The sequence below is a fragment of the Cryobacterium sp. TMT2-14 genome, assembly GCF_004402465.1.
GTDB classification, from domain to species: domain Bacteria; phylum Actinomycetota; class Actinomycetes; order Actinomycetales; family Microbacteriaceae; genus Cryobacterium; species Cryobacterium sandaracinum.
This window is the reverse complement of sequence record NZ_SOFV01000007.1, coordinates 61,211-78,217: the sequence shown is the minus strand read 5'-3', so window position 1 is coordinate 78,217 and position 17,007 is coordinate 61,211. Positions and strand designations below refer to the sequence as shown.

The 17,007-nt window shown below is 66.5% G+C and carries 17 protein-coding genes and 1 tRNA gene; 7 read left to right on the top strand and 11 right to left on the bottom strand.

All coding sequences use genetic code 11. From position 1 onward, the window contains the following. The first annotated feature begins 12 nt into the window (after positions 1 to 12). Together E3O28_RS01805 and E3O28_RS01800 are read left to right on the top strand one after the other, a co-directional pair. Positions 13 to 1,728 carry a HAMP domain-containing sensor histidine kinase gene (locus tag E3O28_RS01805; RefSeq protein ID WP_134373901.1) on the top strand — a complete coding sequence of 572 codons (1,716 nt, stop codon included), beginning with the start codon at positions 13 to 15 and terminating at the stop codon, positions 1,726 to 1,728. A gap of 142 nt (positions 1,729 to 1,870) precedes the next feature. Further along, positions 1,871 to 2,161: a WXG100 family type VII secretion target gene (locus tag E3O28_RS01800; protein WP_104100130.1), complete on the top strand. Its 291-nt coding sequence runs from the start codon at positions 1,871 to 1,873 to the stop codon at positions 2,159 to 2,161. A 292-nt stretch (positions 2,162 to 2,453) separates the two neighbouring features. Here the strand turns inward: E3O28_RS01800 and groL are convergent, their stop codons facing one another. The 5 genes from groL to E3O28_RS01770 all read right to left on the bottom strand — a co-directional run bounded on the left by groL (position 2,454) and on the right by E3O28_RS01770 (position 6,744). After that, positions 2,454 to 4,073, bottom strand: a complete 1,620-nt coding sequence (groL, locus tag E3O28_RS01790; RefSeq protein ID WP_104100131.1) for a chaperonin GroEL — start codon at positions 4,071 to 4,073, stop codon at positions 2,454 to 2,456. A 131-nt stretch (positions 4,074 to 4,204) separates the two neighbouring features. Beyond that, the gene (locus E3O28_RS01785; RefSeq protein ID WP_158250231.1) at positions 4,205 to 5,284 is read right to left on the bottom strand and encodes a DUF3048 domain-containing protein; all 1,080 of its coding nucleotides are present in this window, start codon (positions 5,282 to 5,284) and stop codon (positions 4,205 to 4,207) included. Between the two features lie 91 nt (positions 5,285 to 5,375). Beyond that, positions 5,376 to 5,579: a cold-shock protein gene (locus E3O28_RS01780; protein ID WP_104100133.1), complete on the bottom strand. Its 204-nt coding sequence runs from the start codon at positions 5,577 to 5,579 to the stop codon at positions 5,376 to 5,378. A 212-nt stretch (positions 5,580 to 5,791) separates the two neighbouring features. Continuing rightward, positions 5,792 to 6,370 carry a LytR C-terminal domain-containing protein gene (locus E3O28_RS01775; RefSeq protein WP_134415086.1) on the bottom strand — a complete coding sequence of 193 codons (579 nt, stop codon included), beginning with the start codon at positions 6,368 to 6,370 and terminating at the stop codon, positions 5,792 to 5,794. Between the two features lie 62 nt (positions 6,371 to 6,432). Beyond that, positions 6,433 to 6,744, bottom strand: a complete 312-nt coding sequence (locus tag E3O28_RS01770) for a DUF3263 domain-containing protein (protein ID WP_134342235.1) — start codon at positions 6,742 to 6,744, stop codon at positions 6,433 to 6,435. Positions 6,745 to 6,934: 190 nt separating this feature from the next. Between E3O28_RS01770 and msrB the strand changes: the two genes are divergently transcribed. Together msrB and E3O28_RS01760 are read left to right on the top strand one after the other, a co-directional pair. Beyond that, positions 6,935 to 7,336, top strand: a complete 402-nt coding sequence (gene msrB, locus E3O28_RS01765) for a peptide-methionine (R)-S-oxide reductase MsrB (protein ID WP_104100136.1) — start codon at positions 6,935 to 6,937, stop codon at positions 7,334 to 7,336. 3 nt (positions 7,337 to 7,339) lie between these two features. Then, positions 7,340 to 7,918, top strand: a complete 579-nt coding sequence (locus tag E3O28_RS01760) for a nitroreductase family protein (RefSeq protein WP_134415085.1) — start codon at positions 7,340 to 7,342, stop codon at positions 7,916 to 7,918. A 16-nt stretch (positions 7,919 to 7,934) separates the two neighbouring features. On the opposite strand, the gene E3O28_RS01755 is transcribed toward E3O28_RS01760, so the two are convergent. Both E3O28_RS01755 and E3O28_RS01750 read right to left on the bottom strand, forming a co-directional pair. Further along, positions 7,935 to 8,007: transfer RNA gene (locus E3O28_RS01755), tRNA-Thr, on the bottom strand. Positions 8,008 to 8,080: 73 nt separating this feature from the next. Further along, positions 8,081 to 8,995 (bottom strand): thioredoxin domain-containing protein, encoded by a 915-nt coding sequence (locus tag E3O28_RS01750; protein ID WP_104100138.1) that lies wholly within the window; start codon positions 8,993 to 8,995, stop codon positions 8,081 to 8,083. A gap of 252 nt (positions 8,996 to 9,247) precedes the next feature. On the opposite strand from E3O28_RS01750, the gene ugpC reads away from it, so the two are divergent. Together ugpC and E3O28_RS01740 are read left to right on the top strand one after the other, a co-directional pair. Further along, positions 9,248 to 10,345, top strand: coding sequence for a sn-glycerol-3-phosphate ABC transporter ATP-binding protein UgpC (gene ugpC / locus E3O28_RS01745; RefSeq protein ID WP_104100139.1), 1,098 nt, complete (start codon positions 9,248 to 9,250; stop codon positions 10,343 to 10,345). 93 nt (positions 10,346 to 10,438) lie between these two features. After that, positions 10,439 to 11,767 carry a DUF4032 domain-containing protein gene (locus tag E3O28_RS01740; protein WP_134415084.1) on the top strand — a complete coding sequence of 443 codons (1,329 nt, stop codon included), beginning with the start codon at positions 10,439 to 10,441 and terminating at the stop codon, positions 11,765 to 11,767. A gap of 125 nt (positions 11,768 to 11,892) precedes the next feature. Here E3O28_RS01740 and rlmB read toward each other — a convergent pair whose 3' ends face one another. The 4 genes from rlmB to E3O28_RS01720 all read right to left on the bottom strand — a co-directional run bounded on the left by rlmB (position 11,893) and on the right by E3O28_RS01720 (position 16,343). Beyond that, positions 11,893 to 13,005, bottom strand: coding sequence for a 23S rRNA (guanosine(2251)-2'-O)-methyltransferase RlmB (gene rlmB / locus E3O28_RS01735; protein WP_134415083.1), 1,113 nt, complete (start codon positions 13,003 to 13,005; stop codon positions 11,893 to 11,895). Then, the gene (gene cysS, locus E3O28_RS01730) at positions 13,005 to 14,420 is read right to left on the bottom strand and encodes a cysteine--tRNA ligase (RefSeq protein WP_104100142.1); all 1,416 of its coding nucleotides are present in this window, start codon (positions 14,418 to 14,420) and stop codon (positions 13,005 to 13,007) included. Before cysS ends, rlmB begins: the two co-directional genes overlap by 1 nt. Further along, positions 14,417 to 15,655, bottom strand: coding sequence for a 2-C-methyl-D-erythritol 4-phosphate cytidylyltransferase (gene ispD, locus E3O28_RS01725; RefSeq protein ID WP_134415082.1), 1,239 nt, complete (start codon positions 15,653 to 15,655; stop codon positions 14,417 to 14,419). The genes cysS and ispD overlap by 4 nt, the downstream gene beginning before the upstream one ends. Positions 15,656 to 15,860: 205 nt before the next feature. Continuing rightward, complete coding sequence (locus tag E3O28_RS01720) at positions 15,861 to 16,343, bottom strand: CarD family transcriptional regulator (RefSeq protein WP_104100144.1); 483 nt, start codon at positions 16,341 to 16,343, stop codon at positions 15,861 to 15,863. A 165-nt stretch (positions 16,344 to 16,508) separates the two neighbouring features. On the opposite strand from E3O28_RS01720, the gene E3O28_RS01715 reads away from it, so the two are divergent. Next, positions 16,509 to 16,985 (top strand): hypothetical protein, encoded by a 477-nt coding sequence (locus E3O28_RS01715; protein ID WP_104100145.1) that lies wholly within the window; start codon positions 16,509 to 16,511, stop codon positions 16,983 to 16,985. Positions 16,986 to 17,007 lie beyond the last annotated feature (22 nt).

The window sequence follows — 17,007 nt, the reverse complement described above, 5'->3', positions numbered from 1 at the left end:
CACTGGTTTCCTATGCATCAGTCACTTATGGAGCGGTGGAGCCGCATTTCCCTGCGTTCCAAAATCACGGGCGTCACGGTCCTGATGCTGACGCTCGGCCTGCTCGTCTCCGGCATCGGCACGATGGCCATGCTTCGCCAATACGTGGTCCAGCAGGTCGATTCGCAGCTGCAGATCGACGCCCAGTCCGCCTCGAACAGCTATTCGGCGGCGGCTCTCGGCCAGGGCACTACAGCCGTGGTCTCTTCGGACTACTACGTCGCCCTGTATGACGAGCACGGCAGCCTCGAGGACCACACCTGGCGGGATGTCCCGCGCAGTGAGCTGCCGATCCTGACCGCACCGCTCGACCTGCAGACCGTGATGGAGCTCGACGGCAAGACGATGACTCTGGTGGACTCGGCACACGACACCGAGTTCTTGGCGGTCGCCGTGCCGCTCGTGATCTCGCCTCAGGGAACCTTGGGCACGCTGGTCATGGCGGTCTCGTTGAGGCCGACCGAGAACACCATGGCCACCTACCTCACCATTTTCTTGGGGTTCGGGCTCGGGGTCGTGCTGGTGGGCGCCCTGCTCACCCGGCTGCTGGTGACCACCACCTTTGCACCGCTGCGAGAGGTGGAGCGCACGGCCGCGGCCATCGCCGATGGCGACTTCAGCCAGCGGCTCGGCGGCGCCACGCCCAACACCGAGGTCGGGCGCCTCAACCGATCGCTCAACACCATGCTGAGCCGCATCGACCGCCTGTTCAAGGACCGCGCCCGCACCATCGACCAGATGCGCCGCTTCGTCGGCGACGCCAGCCACGAGTTGCGCACTCCCCTCGTCTCGGTGCGCGGCTACGCCGAGCTCTACCGAATGGGTGCCTTGCAGGCCCCTGAAGAAATCGCACTGGCCATGGAGCGCATTGAGAAAGAAGCGATCCGCATGGGCGGCCTTGTCGAAGACCTGCTCGAGCTGGCCCGGCTCGACGAGACAAAGCCGCTTGCCCTCGCGCCGGTCGACCTGATGCCGCTCGCCCGTGACGCGGCCCTCGACGCCATGGCCTCCTCCCCCGGTCGCACCATCACCGTCGTCACGCCGATCCCCGCCGAGATCGAGGACAGCACCGAACGCCCCGCCATCGACCTCGCTCACTCAACGGGAGAAGTCCCCTCCGCTGCCGCACCAGGTTCGAAGCCCAACGAGCCGAACCAACCGGCGGGCGGATCCGTCTCTTTCGCCGGGGCAACCCTCGCGCGGCTGCGCACCCGCAAACCACGCAAAGCGGATGTTGCGCCGCCGGCTCCGGAACAGACTCCGGTGACCGAGCCCGGCACCGTGCAGGCCGTGGTGATGGCCGAGGAGAACAAGATCCGCCAGATCATCACGAACCTGATGGGCAACGCGCTACGCTTCAGCCCGACGGACAGCCCGGTCGAGCTCGAGGTCGCAGTCGACCGCCGAAACCAGCGCGCCTCCATCGCCGTCATCGACCATGGTGAGGGTATCCCGCCGCAGATCAGGGAGAAGATCTTCCAGCGCTTCTGGCGTGCGGACACCTCCCGTGCACGGGAGACCGGCGGCAGCGGGCTCGGCCTGGCGATCGTCGCCTCGATCGTCGCCAGCCACAACGGCACCGTCCAGGTTGTGGACACCCCCGGCGGCGGCGCAACGTTCCGGGTCTGGTTCCCACTGGCCTGTTCTCCGAGCGCGCCCCAGCGCGTCGCCCCCGTCATCACGTCGTAGCGCGTGCCGCGGCGTCAAACCCCCGCGGTTCCTCCCCCGCGGTCCGGGAGGATGATTTGCCATGGCAGAACGGCAGCCAACGGGAACGGCTGCAGGCGGCTCCGTAGTCTGATCGGTATCTTCCCCTGCCGAAAGGACCCCCATGACCCGCTATCAGGTCGACAGCGAAGCAGTGCTCCACACCACCTCCGTGGCGCGCGCCACGATCGGGCGCATCCAGGGCGAGGTCGCCGGGCTCATCGCCCAGCTGACCGCGCTGGAGGGCTCGTGGACGGGCCAGGCCGCCACCGCGTTCCAGGCGGCGGTCTCGGACTGGCGTGCCACCCAACAGCAGGTGGCCCAGAGCGCGGAGGGATTGAATCTGGCCCTGAACCAAGCCGGCCAGCAGTACGCCGAGATCGAGCAGGCCAACGCGCGCCTCTTCCTGCGTTAGCCGCGACGGCCTGCGCATTGGCGACGCCTGTTTTGACGACATCTGTTTTGCCGACGCCTGTTTTAGCGACGCCTGTTTTAGTGAGGCCTGTTTTAGCGACGCCTGTTTTAGCGACGCCTGTTTTAGCGACGCCTGTTTTAGCGACGCCTGTTTTAGCGACGCCTGTTTTAGCGAGGCCTGTTTTAGCGAGGCCTGTTTTAGCGAGGCCTGTTTTAGCGAGGCCTGCATTAACGACACAGGGCGCCTCCCGGCGGAGGCGCCCTGTGTTGTGAAGCGGTGAAGCGGTGTGGACTTAGAAGTCCATTCCACCGCCCTGGTCGCCGGCCGGAGCAGCGTTCTTCTCCGGCTTGTCGGCGACTACGGCCTCGGTGGTGAGGAACAGTCCGGCGATCGACGCTGCGTTCAGCAGCGCGGAACGGGTGACCTTCACCGGGTCATTGATTCCGGCCGCGAGCATGTCGACGTACTCACCGGTCGCGGCGTTGAGGCCCCAACCGATCGGCAGGTTGCGCACCTTGTCGGCGACAACGCCCGGCTCCATGCCGGCGTTGAGGGCGATCTGCTTGAGTGGAGCGTCGATGGCAACCTTGACGATGTTCGCTCCCGTTGCCTCGTCGCCGACCAGCTCGAGCTTCTCGAACGCGGTCTTGCCGGCCTGGATCAGCGCAACGCCACCACCGGCGACGATGCCCTCTTCGACGGCAGCCTTCGCGTTGCGGACGGCATCCTCGATGCGGTGCTTGCGCTCCTTGAGCTCAACCTCCGTCGCGGCGCCAGCCTTGATGACTGCGACTCCGCCAGCGAGCTTGGCGAGACGCTCCTGGAGCTTCTCGCGGTCGTAGTCACTGTCGGTGTTTTCGATCTCGCTGCGGATCTGCTGGACGCGTCCGGCGATGGCTTCGGGGTCTCCGGCGCCTTCGACGATGGTGGTCTCGTCCTTGGTGATGACGATCTTGCGCGCGTTGCCGAGGAGGTCAAGCGTGACGTTCTCAAGCTTGAGACCGACCTCTTCGCTGATGACCTGTCCACCGGTGAGGATGGCGATGTCCTGCAGCTGGGCCTTGCGACGGTCGCCGAAGCCGGGAGCCTTGACGGCGACCGACTTGAAGATTCCGCGGATCTTGTTCACCACGAGCGTGGCCAAGGCCTCGCCGTCGACGTCCTCGGCGATGATGAGGAGCTGCTTGCCGGTCTGGATGACCTTGTCCACGATGGGGAGCAGGTCCTTGATGTTGGAGACCTTGGAGTTGACGATCAGGATGTAGGGGTCTTCGAAGACCGCTTCCTGACGGTCGGGGTCGGTCACGAAGTAGGCGGACAGGAAGCCCTTGTCGAAGCGCATGCCCTCGGTGAGCTCGAGCTCGGTGCCGAGAGTGTTCGACTCCTCGACGGTGACAACACCCTCCTTGCCGACCTTGTCGATGGCCTCGGCGATGATGGCGCCGATTTCGGCGTCACCGGCGGAGATGGAAGCGGTGGCCGCGATCTCTTCCTTGGTCTCGACCTCTTTGGCGTTGGCGATGAGCTCAGCGATCACGGCGGCCGTGGCCTTCTCGATGCCACGCTTGAGGCTGATCGGGTCTGCTCCGGCCGCGACGTTGCGCAGGCCTTCACGAACGAGCGCCTGAGCCAGGACGGTGGCGGTGGTGGTTCCGTCGCCCGCGACGTCATCGGTCTTCTTGGCGACCTCCTTGACGAGCTCGGCACCGATCTTCTCGTACGGGTCGTCGAGTTCGATCTCCTTGGCGATGGACACGCCATCGTTGGTGATCGTGGGAGCGCCCCACTTCTTTTCCAGCACCACGTTACGTCCGCGCGGGCCGAGGGTGACCTTGACAGTGTCAGCGAGGATGTTCAGGCCACGCTCAAGGCCGCGACGGGCCTCTTCGTTGAAAGCAATGATCTTTGCCATATGTGTTTCTCGTCCCTCCCGGACGTTACCAAAACGGTGATGGGTTGGCACTCAAACAGAGAGAGTGCCAAGTAGATTCTGGCACTCTGGGGTCGAGAGTGCAAGTGAACGGCAAGGTGCCGCGGCCGCGGCTACGGCACCAGCACAACCGTGCCTCGGTCCGACGGCACCAGCTCGATCCAGGTGTTACCGGCGGCGAGACGAATCGTCACGCCGAAGTCATCGACGAGACGGATGGGGGCGGTCTGGTCGGCCTTGGACCAGACCGCATGCACGGACTTGCCGCCGGCCGACACCCAGGCTTCCCCCGAACCGATCATTGTCGTCGTGGGAACATCTCCGTAGGTGCCGTCGATCGCGACCCGCAGGACCAGGACGTTGGTCGCCCGCAGCTGCGCACCGGTGGCGTCGAGGTCAGGTGCGCCCTCCTGCGAGCGCAGGTAGGCAGCACCGGCCGCATCCCACGTCCAGCCGGGCCAACGGGCGGTGGAGAAGGTGGAGTTGATCGCCGCGACGGGCGCGCCGTCGACGGCCGCGGACGATCCCTGCACGGTCGCGGAGTAGGCAAATTGCTGGTTCGGCGGCGGCACGGTGGCGTTCCGCGCGACGAGCGCTGAGGCCTGGAGGATGACGTTGTGCGGGGCTTCCCGGTCATCCGAACGCGCGAAGAGGCCGGTGTCGTCGGTATCGAAAGCGGCGCTGACGACATCCGTCGCGTCCATCAGGTCGATGAATTTCTGTTGGCCGCCGGAATAAGCCGCGATTCCGCCGAAGGGCGCGATGATGTCCGGGTCCATGGGTCGGATCGATCGCACCGGCCCGACGAGTTCAGGCACGTCGGAATGCCAGACCGCGACATAACGGGTCAGCCCGCCCTCGACCAGTTCTTCGAAGACGATGTCGGCGCGCTCGAGAGAGAGCTGCGGCCTGGCCGCTTCGTGGTTGTCGATCTTCACCGAGAGGGCAGGGTTCTGGAGGCTCCCGGCCGGCACACTCGTGCCACGCAATGGGGCGACCGCCGGGTCTGCGGCCGACTCGAAGGTGGAGTTCCAGGGCGTGCTGGTCGAGCTTGCCGGCGGCTTCGGCGCGTCACTGGCGCATGCGGAGACCAGCAGAAGGGGCGGCAGAAGGACGACCCCGAGCATCCGGATGGACCGGATTCTCGGTGCCGCACTTCGTCGCTGCGCTTGAACCACTATTTTCGTTGTCACGCCCCAAACCCTAACGCGGCTGCACTGCCGCGCACACATGCCTGGGAGCGACCCGACCCTGCGGTCGACCGCTGGAACATCCCCCGCTGGATCAGATCGGACGAACCGCTTCTGCCTGGGGCCCCTTTGCTCCTGTACCCAGTTCGAAGATGACGTGCTGTCCCTCTTCCAGAACCTTGTAGCCGTGCATGTCGATGGCCGAGTAGTGGACGAAGACGTCCTGGCCACCTCCATCGACGGTGATGAAGCCGAAACCCTTTTCAGCGTTGAACCATTTGACGGTTCCGTTCGCCATGTATAACTCCTTGTTGCTGTGAATTCGTCGACACGCGCCCGCTGGCCGTACCGGGCCTGGCGCAAGGATTGCGTCCATTGCATTCGACCGATGGAATACGTCTCCTGCGAGAACGCCCGGACAAACAAAATGAGGGACCAACGCCCAATTTACGGAAGCTCCGGAAGAACGAAAGGGGGTTGACGCGCGAGCGCCGGACGTATAGGCGACGGCTATTCGGCCGGCTCGTAGTCGGCGCCGACAACAACGGTCAGGTCCGCTGCGGAATCGGCGAAATCGCTTGAAAGCAGCACCTCCGAGCCGGGCAGTGACTCCGCGACTCCGCGGGCCGCTCCCTCCAGGGCCGCGTCGGCGTAGTAAACCGTCGTCGTCTGCACATCCTCCGTGCTCGCGTTGTCCAGCTCTTCGATCGTCCAGCCCTCCGCCTCGAGGAGATCGCCAACGGACCGGGCGATCCCCTCGCCGGCGGTCCCGTTCAAAACGGTCACGGTCGAGTCAGGGTCCACGGTCGCGGCCGGCGTCGGCACCGGCGCCGGAGTGTCACTCGGAGTGGCGCTCGGCTCGGCCGTGCTGTCAGCAGTCGTCGCCGTGCCCGGCAACTCGAAGTTCAGGTTGTTGTTCAGGACGGCCAGGCCTACGACTCCGATTCCGACCAGCAGCACGGTTGCGCCAAGAGACCACCACACTGCGACCCAGCCGCGCCCTTTCTTGCCGGGCGCGCGGTGGGCCCCCACCCGCTCCAGGAAGTGCGGGAAGTGGTCGAAGCGGTCTTTAGCGTAGGAATTCGGCATCGTGAGGCTGGTCAGATCCTTTGTAGTGGTGATGAGACACGGGAAGGGTGCAGGTCAGGGAGTCAATCGGTGGACTGTAGCGACCGGCGGCCCCTTGCCTGCGACCGGGCGTCGCGCAGCCGCTGCAGGCGTTTCACCAGCATCGGGTCGTGGGCCAGGGCCAGCGGCGAGTCGATCACAACCCCCAGTAGTTGATAGTACCGGGCGGCCGAGAGGCCGAACTCGGCCCGGATCGCCTGTTCCTTGGCGCCGGCATGCTTCCACCACTGCCGCTCGAAGGCGAGGATCAACCGGTCGCGCGCGGACAAGCCTGCCGGCGAGGAGGACTCCGAGGCAGGCTCCGCGGGAGTCGACGAGCCGGGAGCTCCGTCCACGTGCCACCTCCCTCGATCTCTGCAATCCTAATTGTCGATGCCTGCGTACTCGCTGGGCCGTTGGCCGTGCTGTCCAAGGTGGAAAATCCTGCCGGGCTCCTGATCGAGGAATACCACCGCGGTCTGGCGAGTTTAGTGTTGATACGGACAGATTTCGGCCTCTCCGGGGTCGAGCAGGAAGGAACGGAACATGGACTACGAGGTCGAGAAGTCGGATGCGCAGTGGCGCGCGGAGTTGAGCCCCGAGCAGTACGCCGTACTGCGCGGCGCCGCCACCGAGCGGGCGTGGGCCGGCGAGCTCCTCGATGAGGGCCGCTCCGGGATTTACACTTGCGGGGCTTGCAATGCCGAGCTGTTCAAAAGCGGCACGAAGTTCGACTCCGGTTGCGGCTGGCCGAGCTTCTACGAATCGGTGCGTCCCGAGGCCGTTGAACTCCTCGAAGACCGCACCCTCGGGGTTGTGCGCACCGAGGTGCGCTGTGCTAAGTGCGGCTCTCACCTGGGCCACGTTTTCGACGACGGATTCGGAACGCCCACCGGCGACCGGTACTGCATGAACTCCATCTCGCTCAATTTCAAGCCGGTCGAGTAAGCGTTGCCCGACCTCCTTGATACGGTCAATCATCGACGCTCCCACTCCAAGGTCACCGGGCAGGCACCGAGCCATGCGGAACTGCTGCCTTTGGTGGCTGTCGCGGCCCGTGTCGCCGACCATGGCGCTCTGCGTCCGTGGCGGCTGATCGAGTTGCGCGGTGACGCCCGGCGCCGCCTGGGCGAGGCCATGGTCGAGGCCGCCGGGCTGAACGGCGCCGAAGCCGCCAGGCTGGCCGCTAAGCCGCTGCGCGCCGAACTTCTGATCGCCGTGGTCGCGAGCCGTCGCGAAAGCGACACGGTGGCGGTCTGGGAACAGGACGCCGTCGCGGCCGGTGTCGCCCACATGCTGAGCCTTCTCCTCGCCGCCCAGGGCTGGGGCGTCATGTGGCGTTCCGGCGCCCTGGCCCGCACGCAGCCGGTGAACGAAACCCACGGCCTCGCGGCCTCGGAAGAATTGCTCGGCTGGCTGTACGTCGGGGGCATTCCGGCCGATGCAAAACCGGGCGTGCGCTCGCCGATCGATCCGACGGATTTTCTCAGCGCCCTCGAGGAAACCGGCACCGAGAGAATCACGATCTGAAGCGATGAGAGAACAGGGCCGGCCACGGGACTTGAACCCGTAACCCCCACTTTACAAGAGTGGTGCGCTACCAATTGCGCCAGGCCGGCATGAGGCGATTGACGCCTTGACTAATCATCCTAAATGACGAACCCGTGCTGTGCCGCCATCGAAGCGGGGCGACTACCCTGCCGGTGCCGGCTCGGGGGTCGGCGTCGAGGTGGAGTAGGTCGCGCCGGCCGCCTGTAGCACGAAGGCCGCGAACTCCCTCGGGTCGTCGAGTGCGCCGACGTACTGCTTTCCGTTGACGAGCACGGTGGGTGTGCCGGTGATGGCCTCGACCTCGGTGTTCGGCAACGGACCGGACAGAGCCCGGTCGGTGGATGCGATGACCCACGATTTGAAGGTCGTATCGTCAATGCACGCGTTGATCTGCGACACCCGGTCGCTCACGCCGGCGTCCTTCACGAGGCCCTTGATGGCCGCGTCGTCGTGACCGGCAGTGCCCTCCTTGGGCTGTTCCTGGAACAGGATGGCGTTGAAGTCGTAGAAGTTTGCGGGGGCGTAATTGGCCACACATGCGGCGGCGTTCGCAGCCCGAAGCGAGTATTTCGTGCCGGAGGACTTGTGGGTCAGGATCGAAACCGGGTGGATCTCCACGGTCGCGGCACCCGACGTGACCCATTGGCTGATCTGGTCACTGTTGGCGGCATCGAACTCGCTGCAGAACGGGCAGAGGTAGTCGGCGTAGACGCGAATGTCGGCGACCGTGCCGGTCGCATCCGGCTTGGACGGTATCGGCTTGGCCTCGGGCTGGAGCGCGGAGGTCGTGACCGGGGTCATCCCCTCGGAGATCAGCACGCCGTCACTGGCCATGTTCGCCGGACCGGGGCCGACCGGGGGAATCGAGTTGATGATGACCACGACGATGACCGCGGCAATGGCGACGCCGGCGACGGCGATTCCGCTGCGCAGGGCGACCCGGTAACGGCGGTCCTTCTTCTTCTGCTCCTCGCGGATCCGCTTGGCCTTGGTGCGCACCGCGTCACGTCGCTGATTCTTAGAGGGACGGCTGTCGCCCGATCCGCCAATAGTCATGAATGCTCGCTCCGAGTAGTTAGTGCAGAGGCAAGCCATTTACGAATGCCTCCCAAATAGTAGGTCCCCTTTCTGGGAAACGTCCAGACGGGGCCTGTGGGCGGGCTCCGCCGCAGAATTCCCGCCGTCGCCGCGATCCCCCGACATGACATACTTAGAAAGTTGACCTGTGGCACATGACGTGTGGCAGGCGTAGTAACCCATCACAACGGATCGTCCGGCGCGTACCTGCCGGTGAAGGAGTAATCAACCATGGCTTCAGTCACGTTCGACAAGGCGACCCGCCTGTATCCGGGTTCCTCCATTCCCGCCGTTGACAAGCTCGACCTGTCGGTTGCCGACGGCGAGTTTCTCGTGCTGGTCGGCCCGTCCGGCTGCGGCAAGTCCACGTCCCTGCGCATGCTCGCCGGCCTTGAAGAAGTCAACGACGGCAACATCTTCATCGGTGAGCGCAACGTGACGGATGTCCCGCCAAAAGACCGCGACATCGCCATGGTCTTCCAGAACTACGCTCTGTACCCCCACATGACGGTCGCCGAGAACATGGGCTTCGCGCTCAAGATCGCCGGCGTCAACAAGGATGAGCGCGCCGCCCGCGTTCTCGAGGCCGCCAAGCTGCTCGACCTCGAGCCGTACCTGAGCCGCAAGCCGAAAGCACTCTCCGGTGGCCAGCGTCAGCGCGTCGCCATGGGCCGTGCGATCGTGCGTCAGCCCCAGGTGTTCCTGATGGACGAGCCTCTGTCGAACCTCGACGCCAAGCTGCGCGTGCAGACCCGCACCCAGATCGCTTCGCTCCAGCGCCGCCTCGGCGTCACGACGGTCTACGTGACCCACGACCAGACCGAAGCCCTCACCATGGGCGATCGCATCGCGGTCCTCAAGGATGGCGTGCTCCAGCAGGTCGGCACGCCTCGCGACCTGTATTCGAAGCCGAACAACGTCTTCGTTGCCGGCTTCATCGGCAGCCCGGCCATGAACCTGTTCCTGGCCGACACCGTCGACGGTGGCGTCAAATTCGGCACCGCAACGATCCCCGTGCCCCGCGAGACCCTGGCCGGCTCCACCGGCAAGAAGGTCACGATCGGCGTTCGCCCCGAGGACATCCACCTGTCCACCACGCATGGCGAGGGCCTCGAAGTTGCCGTCGACCTGGTCGAGGAGCTCGGCGCCGACGGTTACCTCTACGGTCACTCCACGGTCGAGGGCAAGCGCACCGATATCGTCGCTCGCGTCGATGGCCGTTCGCACTCGTCCGCCGGCGACACCGTTTACCTCACCCCGACGCCGCACCACATGCACGTTTTCGACGCCGAGACCGGCCTGCGCCTCGGTGGAGCAGTCGCCGACTAGGCACCCGCTCCTCAACGAACGGCCGGATGGAGCATGCTCCGTTCGGCCGTTTTGTCGTTCCCCGACTGCGGAGCACACCGGTAAACTCGACGGATGAGCGGTTCACTCAACATCACATCGGCCACTGCCGATCCAGCCCTACTTGACCTTCCCTGGCACCTCCCGCTGGATGCCTGGCCGAACGAGAACATCGCAGCCCTGCCCAAAGGCATCTCCCGCCACCTTGTGCGCTTCGCTCATTTGAGCGGTCGTGTCGTCGCCATCAAGGAGACCACCAGCGAGATGGCCAAGCGCGAGTACGAGATGCTCCGTACCCTGCAGGGCCTGGAAATTCCCTGCGTCGAGCCGCTCGCCGTGATCACGAACCGCACCGATGACGACGCCGAGCCGCTGAATTCGGTGCTCGTCACCCGGCACCTCAAGTTCTCGCTCCCCTACCGCGCGCTCTACTCGCAGACCCTGCGGCCCGACACCGCCACCCGGCTGGTCGACGCCCTGGCCCTGCTGCTGGTACGCGTGCACATGGCCGGCCTCTTCTGGGGTGATGTGTCGTTGTCCAACACCCTCTTCCGCCGTGACGCCGGCGCGTTCGCCGCCTACCTGGTCGACGCCGAGACCGGGCAGCTGTATCCAGGCGGGCTCTCCAACGGCCAGCGCGAGAACGACCTGGAGATCGCGCGCGTCAACATCGCCGGTGAGCTCATGGACCTCGAGGCCGGCGGTCGAGCGGCCGACGAGCTGGATCCCATTCGGGTCAGCAATGGGATCGTGGCCGCCTACCGGCTGCTCTGGAAAGAGCTCACCGGGTCGGAATCCTTCTCCAGCTCCGAACGCTGGCGCATCACGGAACGCGTCGAACGCCTCAACGACCTCGGGTTCGACATCGAGGAACTGGCCATCAAGACGGACAACACGGGTACGACCGTGCGCATCCAGCCGAAGGTCGTCGACGCCGGCCACCACCAGCGGCGCCTGCTGCGGCTGACCGGGCTCGACGCCGAGGAGAACCAGGCCCGGCGCTTGCTCAACGACCTCGACTCCTACCGGGTCTCCTACGGCGACCCGGAGGCCGACGAGGAGATGCTGGCGCACGAGTGGCTGGTGCGCGTCTTCGAACCCGTCATCCGGGCCATTCCCCGCGATCTCAAGGGCAAGCTGGAACCGGCCGAGGTCTTCCACCAGCTGCTCGACCACCGCTGGTTCATGGCCCAGAACCAGTCCAGGGACATCCCGCTGGCCGAAGCCGTCACCTCCTACGTCAAGAACGTGCTCCGGCACCGCCGCGACGAGGCCACCGTGATCGAGCCGGCCACCGGCGAGATCACGATCCCGATCGACGTGACCGACGATGAGACCGCCGCACTGGCGGACGCGGCCGAGTCGGCCGCCGACGACGCGGCCGACTGGCGCCTCAAGGTCTGATCCGGCCGGCGCTCCGCCTGGTCCGTGTACCCAGCCGAACCGTGAGAAAAGGCTGCCGATTGTGGGATTAAGGGGCTTTTCTCGCGGTTCGGCCTGCCTGGCGGGCGCCCGGCCGGCGGGTCGGGTTAAGAGGCTGCGGAGGCGGCTGCCGCCGTCGCGGCGGCTGCCTGCTTCGCGACCTTGGCGGCCTTGGCAGCCGCGCGCAGTCGGGAGACCTCGTACAGTGTCACGCCGGCCGCAATCCCCGCGTTGAGGGATTCGGTCGAGGCGCTGATCGGGATCGACACAATCGCGTCGCAGGTCTCGGTGACGAGGCGGGACAGCCCCTTGCCCTCGCTGCCGACCACGATCACGATGGGGCGCTCGGCGAAACCGATGCCGAGCTCGGGCAGCTGGGTGTCGCCATCACCGGCGAGGCCGATGACGAGCACGCCGCGCTCCTTGAGCGCCTTGAGCGACTGGGTCAGGTTGGTGGCCATGGCGACGGGAAGTCGGGCAGCGGCGCCGGCCGACGTCTTCCACGCCGACGCGGTCACGCCGACGGACCGACGCTGCGGCACGATCACGCCATGTCCGCCGAACGCGGCCGTCGAGCGGATGATGGCGCCGAGGTTGCGGGGGTCGGTGATGCCGTCGAGGGCGACGAAGAGCGGCTTGTGGCCGCGGCTGATCGTCAGTTCCAGCAGCTCGAGGGGCTGGGCGTACTCGTAGGACGGCACCTTGAGCGCGAGACCCTGGTGCACCGAGTCCCGGCCGGCCAGGCGGTCGAGCTCCGGGCGCATGACCTCGAGGACGGGGATGCCGCGGGTCGTCGCGAGGGTGAGGACCTCCTTCACCCGTTCATCCATTTCGATGCGCGTGGCGATGTACAGGGCCGTGGCGGGGATCTTCGCCCGCAGCGCTTCCAGTACGGAGTTGCGCCCGGTCACAACCTCATGCTCGTCGATCTGCTTGGCCCGGCGGGTGGACGCTCCGCCGCCGCCGGTGTTGCCGGTGGTGGCGCTGCGCGGCGCGCTCTTGGGACCCGCGGAACTGCGGCTGCGGACGCCGCCGGCCGCGACGAAGCGGTCCTGGGCGAGCTTGCGTTTGCCGGCGGGGTGGTAGGGGCGGTCTTCCGCTTTGGGCGTGGGCTTCTTGCCCTCGAGCGCCTGGCGTCCCTGGCCGCCGGAACCGACCTGTGGTCCCCGGCTGCCCTTGCGCACGGCCCCGGTGCGGGACTTACGGTCTGTGTTCTTCATCAGTCAAAACTCCAATGGGCACCCGAGGGGGTGTCTTCGATGGTAATTCCGGCGGCGACGAGCTCGTCCCGGATACGGTCTGCGGCCGCATAGTCGCGGCCCTGCCTTGCGATTTCGCGATCGTCGAGCAGGCGCTCGACGAGGGCGGTGAGTGCGATCATGGCCGGTTCGTCCGTGGCCACGGACCAGCCCGGTGAGAGCGGGTTGATTCCGAGAACCTCACTCATGGCGAGCACGTGACCACGCGCGGCGGCGGCCGCGTGCAGATCTTCGGCGTCCAGCGCCGCGTTGCCGGTACGCACGGTGTCGTGCAACACGGCCAGAGCCTGAGGCACCGCCAGGTCGTCGTCCATGGCGGACGCAAATTCGTCCGGGACGATCTCGACGCCGGATCCGGCGAAGCGGGTGTCCGCCAGGCGGCGGTCGGCGCGGTCGAGGAAGCTCTCGATTCTTTCGAGGGCCGCTTCGGCCTCCACGAGGGAACCCTCGTGGTAGTCGATGGTGGAACGGTAGTGGGCCGCCCCCAGGTAGTAGCGCACGACGATGGCGCGCGCCTGGTCGAGCAGCTCCGCCGCGAAGACCGAGTTGCCCAGCGACTTGGACATCTTCTGTCCGTTCACGTTGACGAGACCGTTGTGCACCCAGTAGCTCGCGAAGCCGTCGCCGGCGGCGGCGGACTGGGCCAGCTCGTTCTCATGGTGCGGGAAGCGCAGGTCGAGCCCGCCGCCGTGGATGTCGAAGTGGGAGCCGAGGTAGCGGGACGCCATGGCCGAGCACTCGATGTGCCAGCCGGGACGGCCGGCTCCCCACGGGGACGGCCAGGAGGCGGACTCCGGTTCGTCGACTTTGCGACCCTTCCACAAGGCGAAGTCGCGTGGGTCATTCTTGCCACGCGGGTCGGCATCCGCTGCCGGTTCCATGTCGCCGCGCCGCTGGCGGGTGAGGTCACCATAGTCGGGCCAGCTCGCCGTGTCGAAGTAGACGTCGCTGGAGGCGTCATCGGCCGGGTAGGCGTGCCCGAGTTGGATCAGTCGGGTGATCAGGTCTTGCATCTGCTGGATGCTGGCGGTCGCCCTGGGTTCGTAGCTGGGGGCGAGGATGCCCAGCCGCTGGTATCCGGCGGTGAACTCCAGCTCGTAGCGGTAGGCGAGCGCCCACCACTGCTCGGTGCCCCCGACCGCGTGGGCCAGAATTTTGTCGTCGATGTCGGTGACGTTGCGCACGAAGGTGACATCGAAGCCGCGGTAGGTGAGCCAGCGGCGCAGCTGGTCGTAGACGAGGGCGCTGCGCAGGTGGCCGATGTGGGGCGAGGACTGCACGGTGGGTCCACAAACGTAAATACCCACCGCGCCGGGCGTGAGGGGTATGAAGTCGCGGAGGGCCTGGGCCCTGGAATCGTAGAGTCGCATGGTCACGCTTCCCAGCTTAGGTCAGGGTCTGCCGGGGGTTCGGGGAGAATGAGCGCCGTCGCGATGGCGGCGAGGCCCTCGCCGCGGCCAGTGAAGCCCAGGGCATCCGTCGTGGTCGCCGACACGGCGACCGGCGCCTTCAGCAGCGATCCGAGCAGCGCCTCCGCCTCGGCCCGGCGCGTGTTGAGTTTGGGCCGGTTGCCGATGATCTGCACCGTGACGTTGCCGACCCGGAATCCGGCGGCCGCCAGCAGGCGCAGGGTCTCGCCGAGGAACACGTCGCCATGGGCGCCGACGAGGCGCGGATCGGATGTGCCGAAGACACCACCGATATCGCCCAACCCGGCGGCGGAGAGCAGGGCGTCGCAGATGGCGTGCACGGCGGCATCGCCATCGCTGTGCCCGGACAGTCCGCGCTCCCCCGGCCAGTGCAGGCCGGCGAGCCACAGTTCGGAGTCGTCGTCGAAGGCGTGCACATCGAGCCCGGTGCCCACGCGGGGCGCGGTGTCGGTGCGGGGCGCGGACTGGGCCGGCACGCGCGCGCCGAGCAGGGCCTCGGCCCGGCCCAGGTCCCACAGGGTTGTGATCTTGAAGGCGAGCGGGTCCCCGGCGATCACGCTGACCGGGTAGCCGGCGGCGGCCACCACGCCCGCGTCATCGGTCGCCGCGAGCGACGAGCCGGCGGATGCCGCGGCGGCCGCGGCGGTGAGCATCTCCCTCGGGAAGCCCTGCGGGGTCTGCACGGCCGAGAGTGCGGCGCGGTCCACCGTGCCCAGGATCTCGCCGGCAGCGGAGATTTTCTTGATGGTGTCGACCACGGCCAGGCCGGGAACGATGCCGTGACCGGTTGACTGCACCGCGTCGACGACGGCGTCGCAGAGCGCGGCGGGCGTGAGGGCACGCGCGGCGTCGTGCACCAGGACGGTGCGCACGCCGGGGTGCAGCGCGGCCAGGCCGCGGTTCACCGATTCCTGTCGGGTGGCGCCGCCGGCCACCACGTCGACGGATGCTGCCCCGCCCGCCCTCGAGGCGACCCGGCGGGCGTGAGCCAGGTGGGTGTCGGGCGCTACGACGATGACCTGCACCGGGTCCCGCATCCCGAACACAGAGGCAAGCGCGCGTTCGAGCAGCGTGCGTCCGGCCAGCGAGACGAACGCCTTCGGCTCGGCGTGCCCGAGTCGGCTGCCACTCCCGGCGGCGACGACGATGACTGCGACCTGGGGCGCAGGGGTTTCAGTCATATCTGGACGCTATCTGGTGAGGTCGGCGACGAATGGACGCGAGACGGTGAGTACGAGGTGGTGCGGGAGGTACTGCGGCAAAAGACCGCGTCGGTGCGGGCGTCGGAAGCACGAAATGCGAAAGGCGGCACCTCGCGGCGCCGCCCTCCATCGAAAGCAAGTCTGGTTACGTGGGTTCTGGTTCTGCCGGTTCCGGCTATGCCGGTTAGGACGCCAGGACCTCGTCGAGGACCGTGGAGGCCTTCTCTTCGTCGGTCTTCTCCGCCAGGGCCAGCTCTGAAATAAGAATCTGACGGGCCTTGGCCAGCATCCGCTTCTCGCCGGCGGACAGGCCCCGGTCCTGGTCGCGGCGCCACAGGTCACGAACGACCTCCGACACCTTGATGACGTCGCCGGATGCGAGCTTTTCCAGGTTGGCCTTGTACCGGCGGGACCAGTTGGTGGGCTCTTCGGTGAAGGGAGCGCGCAGCACCTCGAACACCTTGTCGAGACCTTCTTGGCCGATCACGTCGCGAACGCCGACCAGGTCGACGTTCTCGGCGGGAACCTCAATGGTCAGATCGCCCTGGGTGACATTCAGCTTCAGGTACAGTTTCTCTTCACCCTTGACCATGCGCGTCTTCACCTCGGTGATCGTCGCAGCACCATGGTGGGGATAAACGACAGTTTCGCCAACCTCAAACAGCATATGTGTATCCCTTCAGCAACGTCGAGGATACCACAGCCGCCAGTGGTAAGGTGCGCCGCGCCCGGGCGCGCGCGGCTCAGCCCGACGGGAGCCGGTAGGCTGAAGGGGAAAGCTAAATTTGCAGCGTTTGGCCGTCAGGCGGAACGGTGATCTGTTGGAGGCGTTGTGAAAGCTCGTATCATCGTGTCCGTCGTTGTGGCGACCGGCATCCTTCTGGGGACCAGCGGTTGCAATCTCCTGGCACCGCAGTCGACGACCGCGAAATACGACGCGAGCGACGGAGTCAGCGGCAATGTCGGCGACCTCGCCATCCGCAACGCCATGCTTCTGTCGGACGACGGCAACATCGCCAACCTCGTGGTCACCGTCGTCAACTCGGGCGATTCGGCACACAACCTGAACGTGCAGTACGACGACGGCACCGAGAAATTCACCCAGGAGGTGAACGTGGACGCGAACTCCAGCGTCACGTTCGGCACACCGGATGCCCCGACCGTCACCGTCGCGGCCGACGTCGCGCCGGGATCGCTGTTCCCCGTCTTCTTCCAGTACGGCAACGAGACCGGCGTCGAAGTTCTCGTCCCGGTGCTCGACGGCTCGCTCGAGGAGTACTCGACGCTGCTGCCGACCTCCGCCCCGTAGGGCGAGGGCGACCGGCCGCTCC

What these genes read in the sequence shown, in the direction of transcription:
- ugpC (WP_104100139.1), top strand. Translation starts at nt 9,248, where the DNA reads ATGGCTTCAGTCACGTTCGACAAGGCGACCCGCCTGTATCCGGGTTCC.
- ispD (WP_134415082.1), bottom strand. Translation starts at nt 15,655, where the DNA reads ATGACTGAAACCCCTGCGCCCCAGGTCGCAGTCATCGTCGTCGCCGCC.
- E3O28_RS01800 (WP_104100130.1), top strand. Translation starts at nt 1,871, where the DNA reads ATGACCCGCTATCAGGTCGACAGCGAAGCAGTGCTCCACACCACCTCC.
- E3O28_RS01775 (WP_134415086.1), bottom strand. Translation starts at nt 6,370, where the DNA reads ATGCCGAATTCCTACGCTAAAGACCGCTTCGACCACTTCCCGCACTTC.
- rlmB (WP_134415083.1), bottom strand. Translation starts at nt 13,005, where the DNA reads ATGAAGAACACAGACCGTAAGTCCCGCACCGGGGCCGTGCGCAAGGGC.
- E3O28_RS01750 (WP_104100138.1), bottom strand. Translation starts at nt 8,995, where the DNA reads ATGACTATTGGCGGATCGGGCGACAGCCGTCCCTCTAAGAATCAGCGA.
- msrB (WP_104100136.1), top strand. Translation starts at nt 6,935, where the DNA reads ATGGACTACGAGGTCGAGAAGTCGGATGCGCAGTGGCGCGCGGAGTTG.
- E3O28_RS01740 (WP_134415084.1), top strand. Translation starts at nt 10,439, where the DNA reads ATGAGCGGTTCACTCAACATCACATCGGCCACTGCCGATCCAGCCCTA.
- E3O28_RS01805 (WP_134373901.1), top strand. Translation starts at nt 13, where the DNA reads ATGCATCAGTCACTTATGGAGCGGTGGAGCCGCATTTCCCTGCGTTCC.
- E3O28_RS01780 (WP_104100133.1), bottom strand. Translation starts at nt 5,579, where the DNA reads ATGGCGAACGGAACCGTCAAATGGTTCAACGCTGAAAAGGGTTTCGGC.
- groL (WP_104100131.1), bottom strand. Translation starts at nt 4,073, where the DNA reads ATGGCAAAGATCATTGCTTTCAACGAAGAGGCCCGTCGCGGCCTTGAG.
- E3O28_RS01720 (WP_104100144.1), bottom strand. Translation starts at nt 16,343, where the DNA reads ATGCTGTTTGAGGTTGGCGAAACTGTCGTTTATCCCCACCATGGTGCT.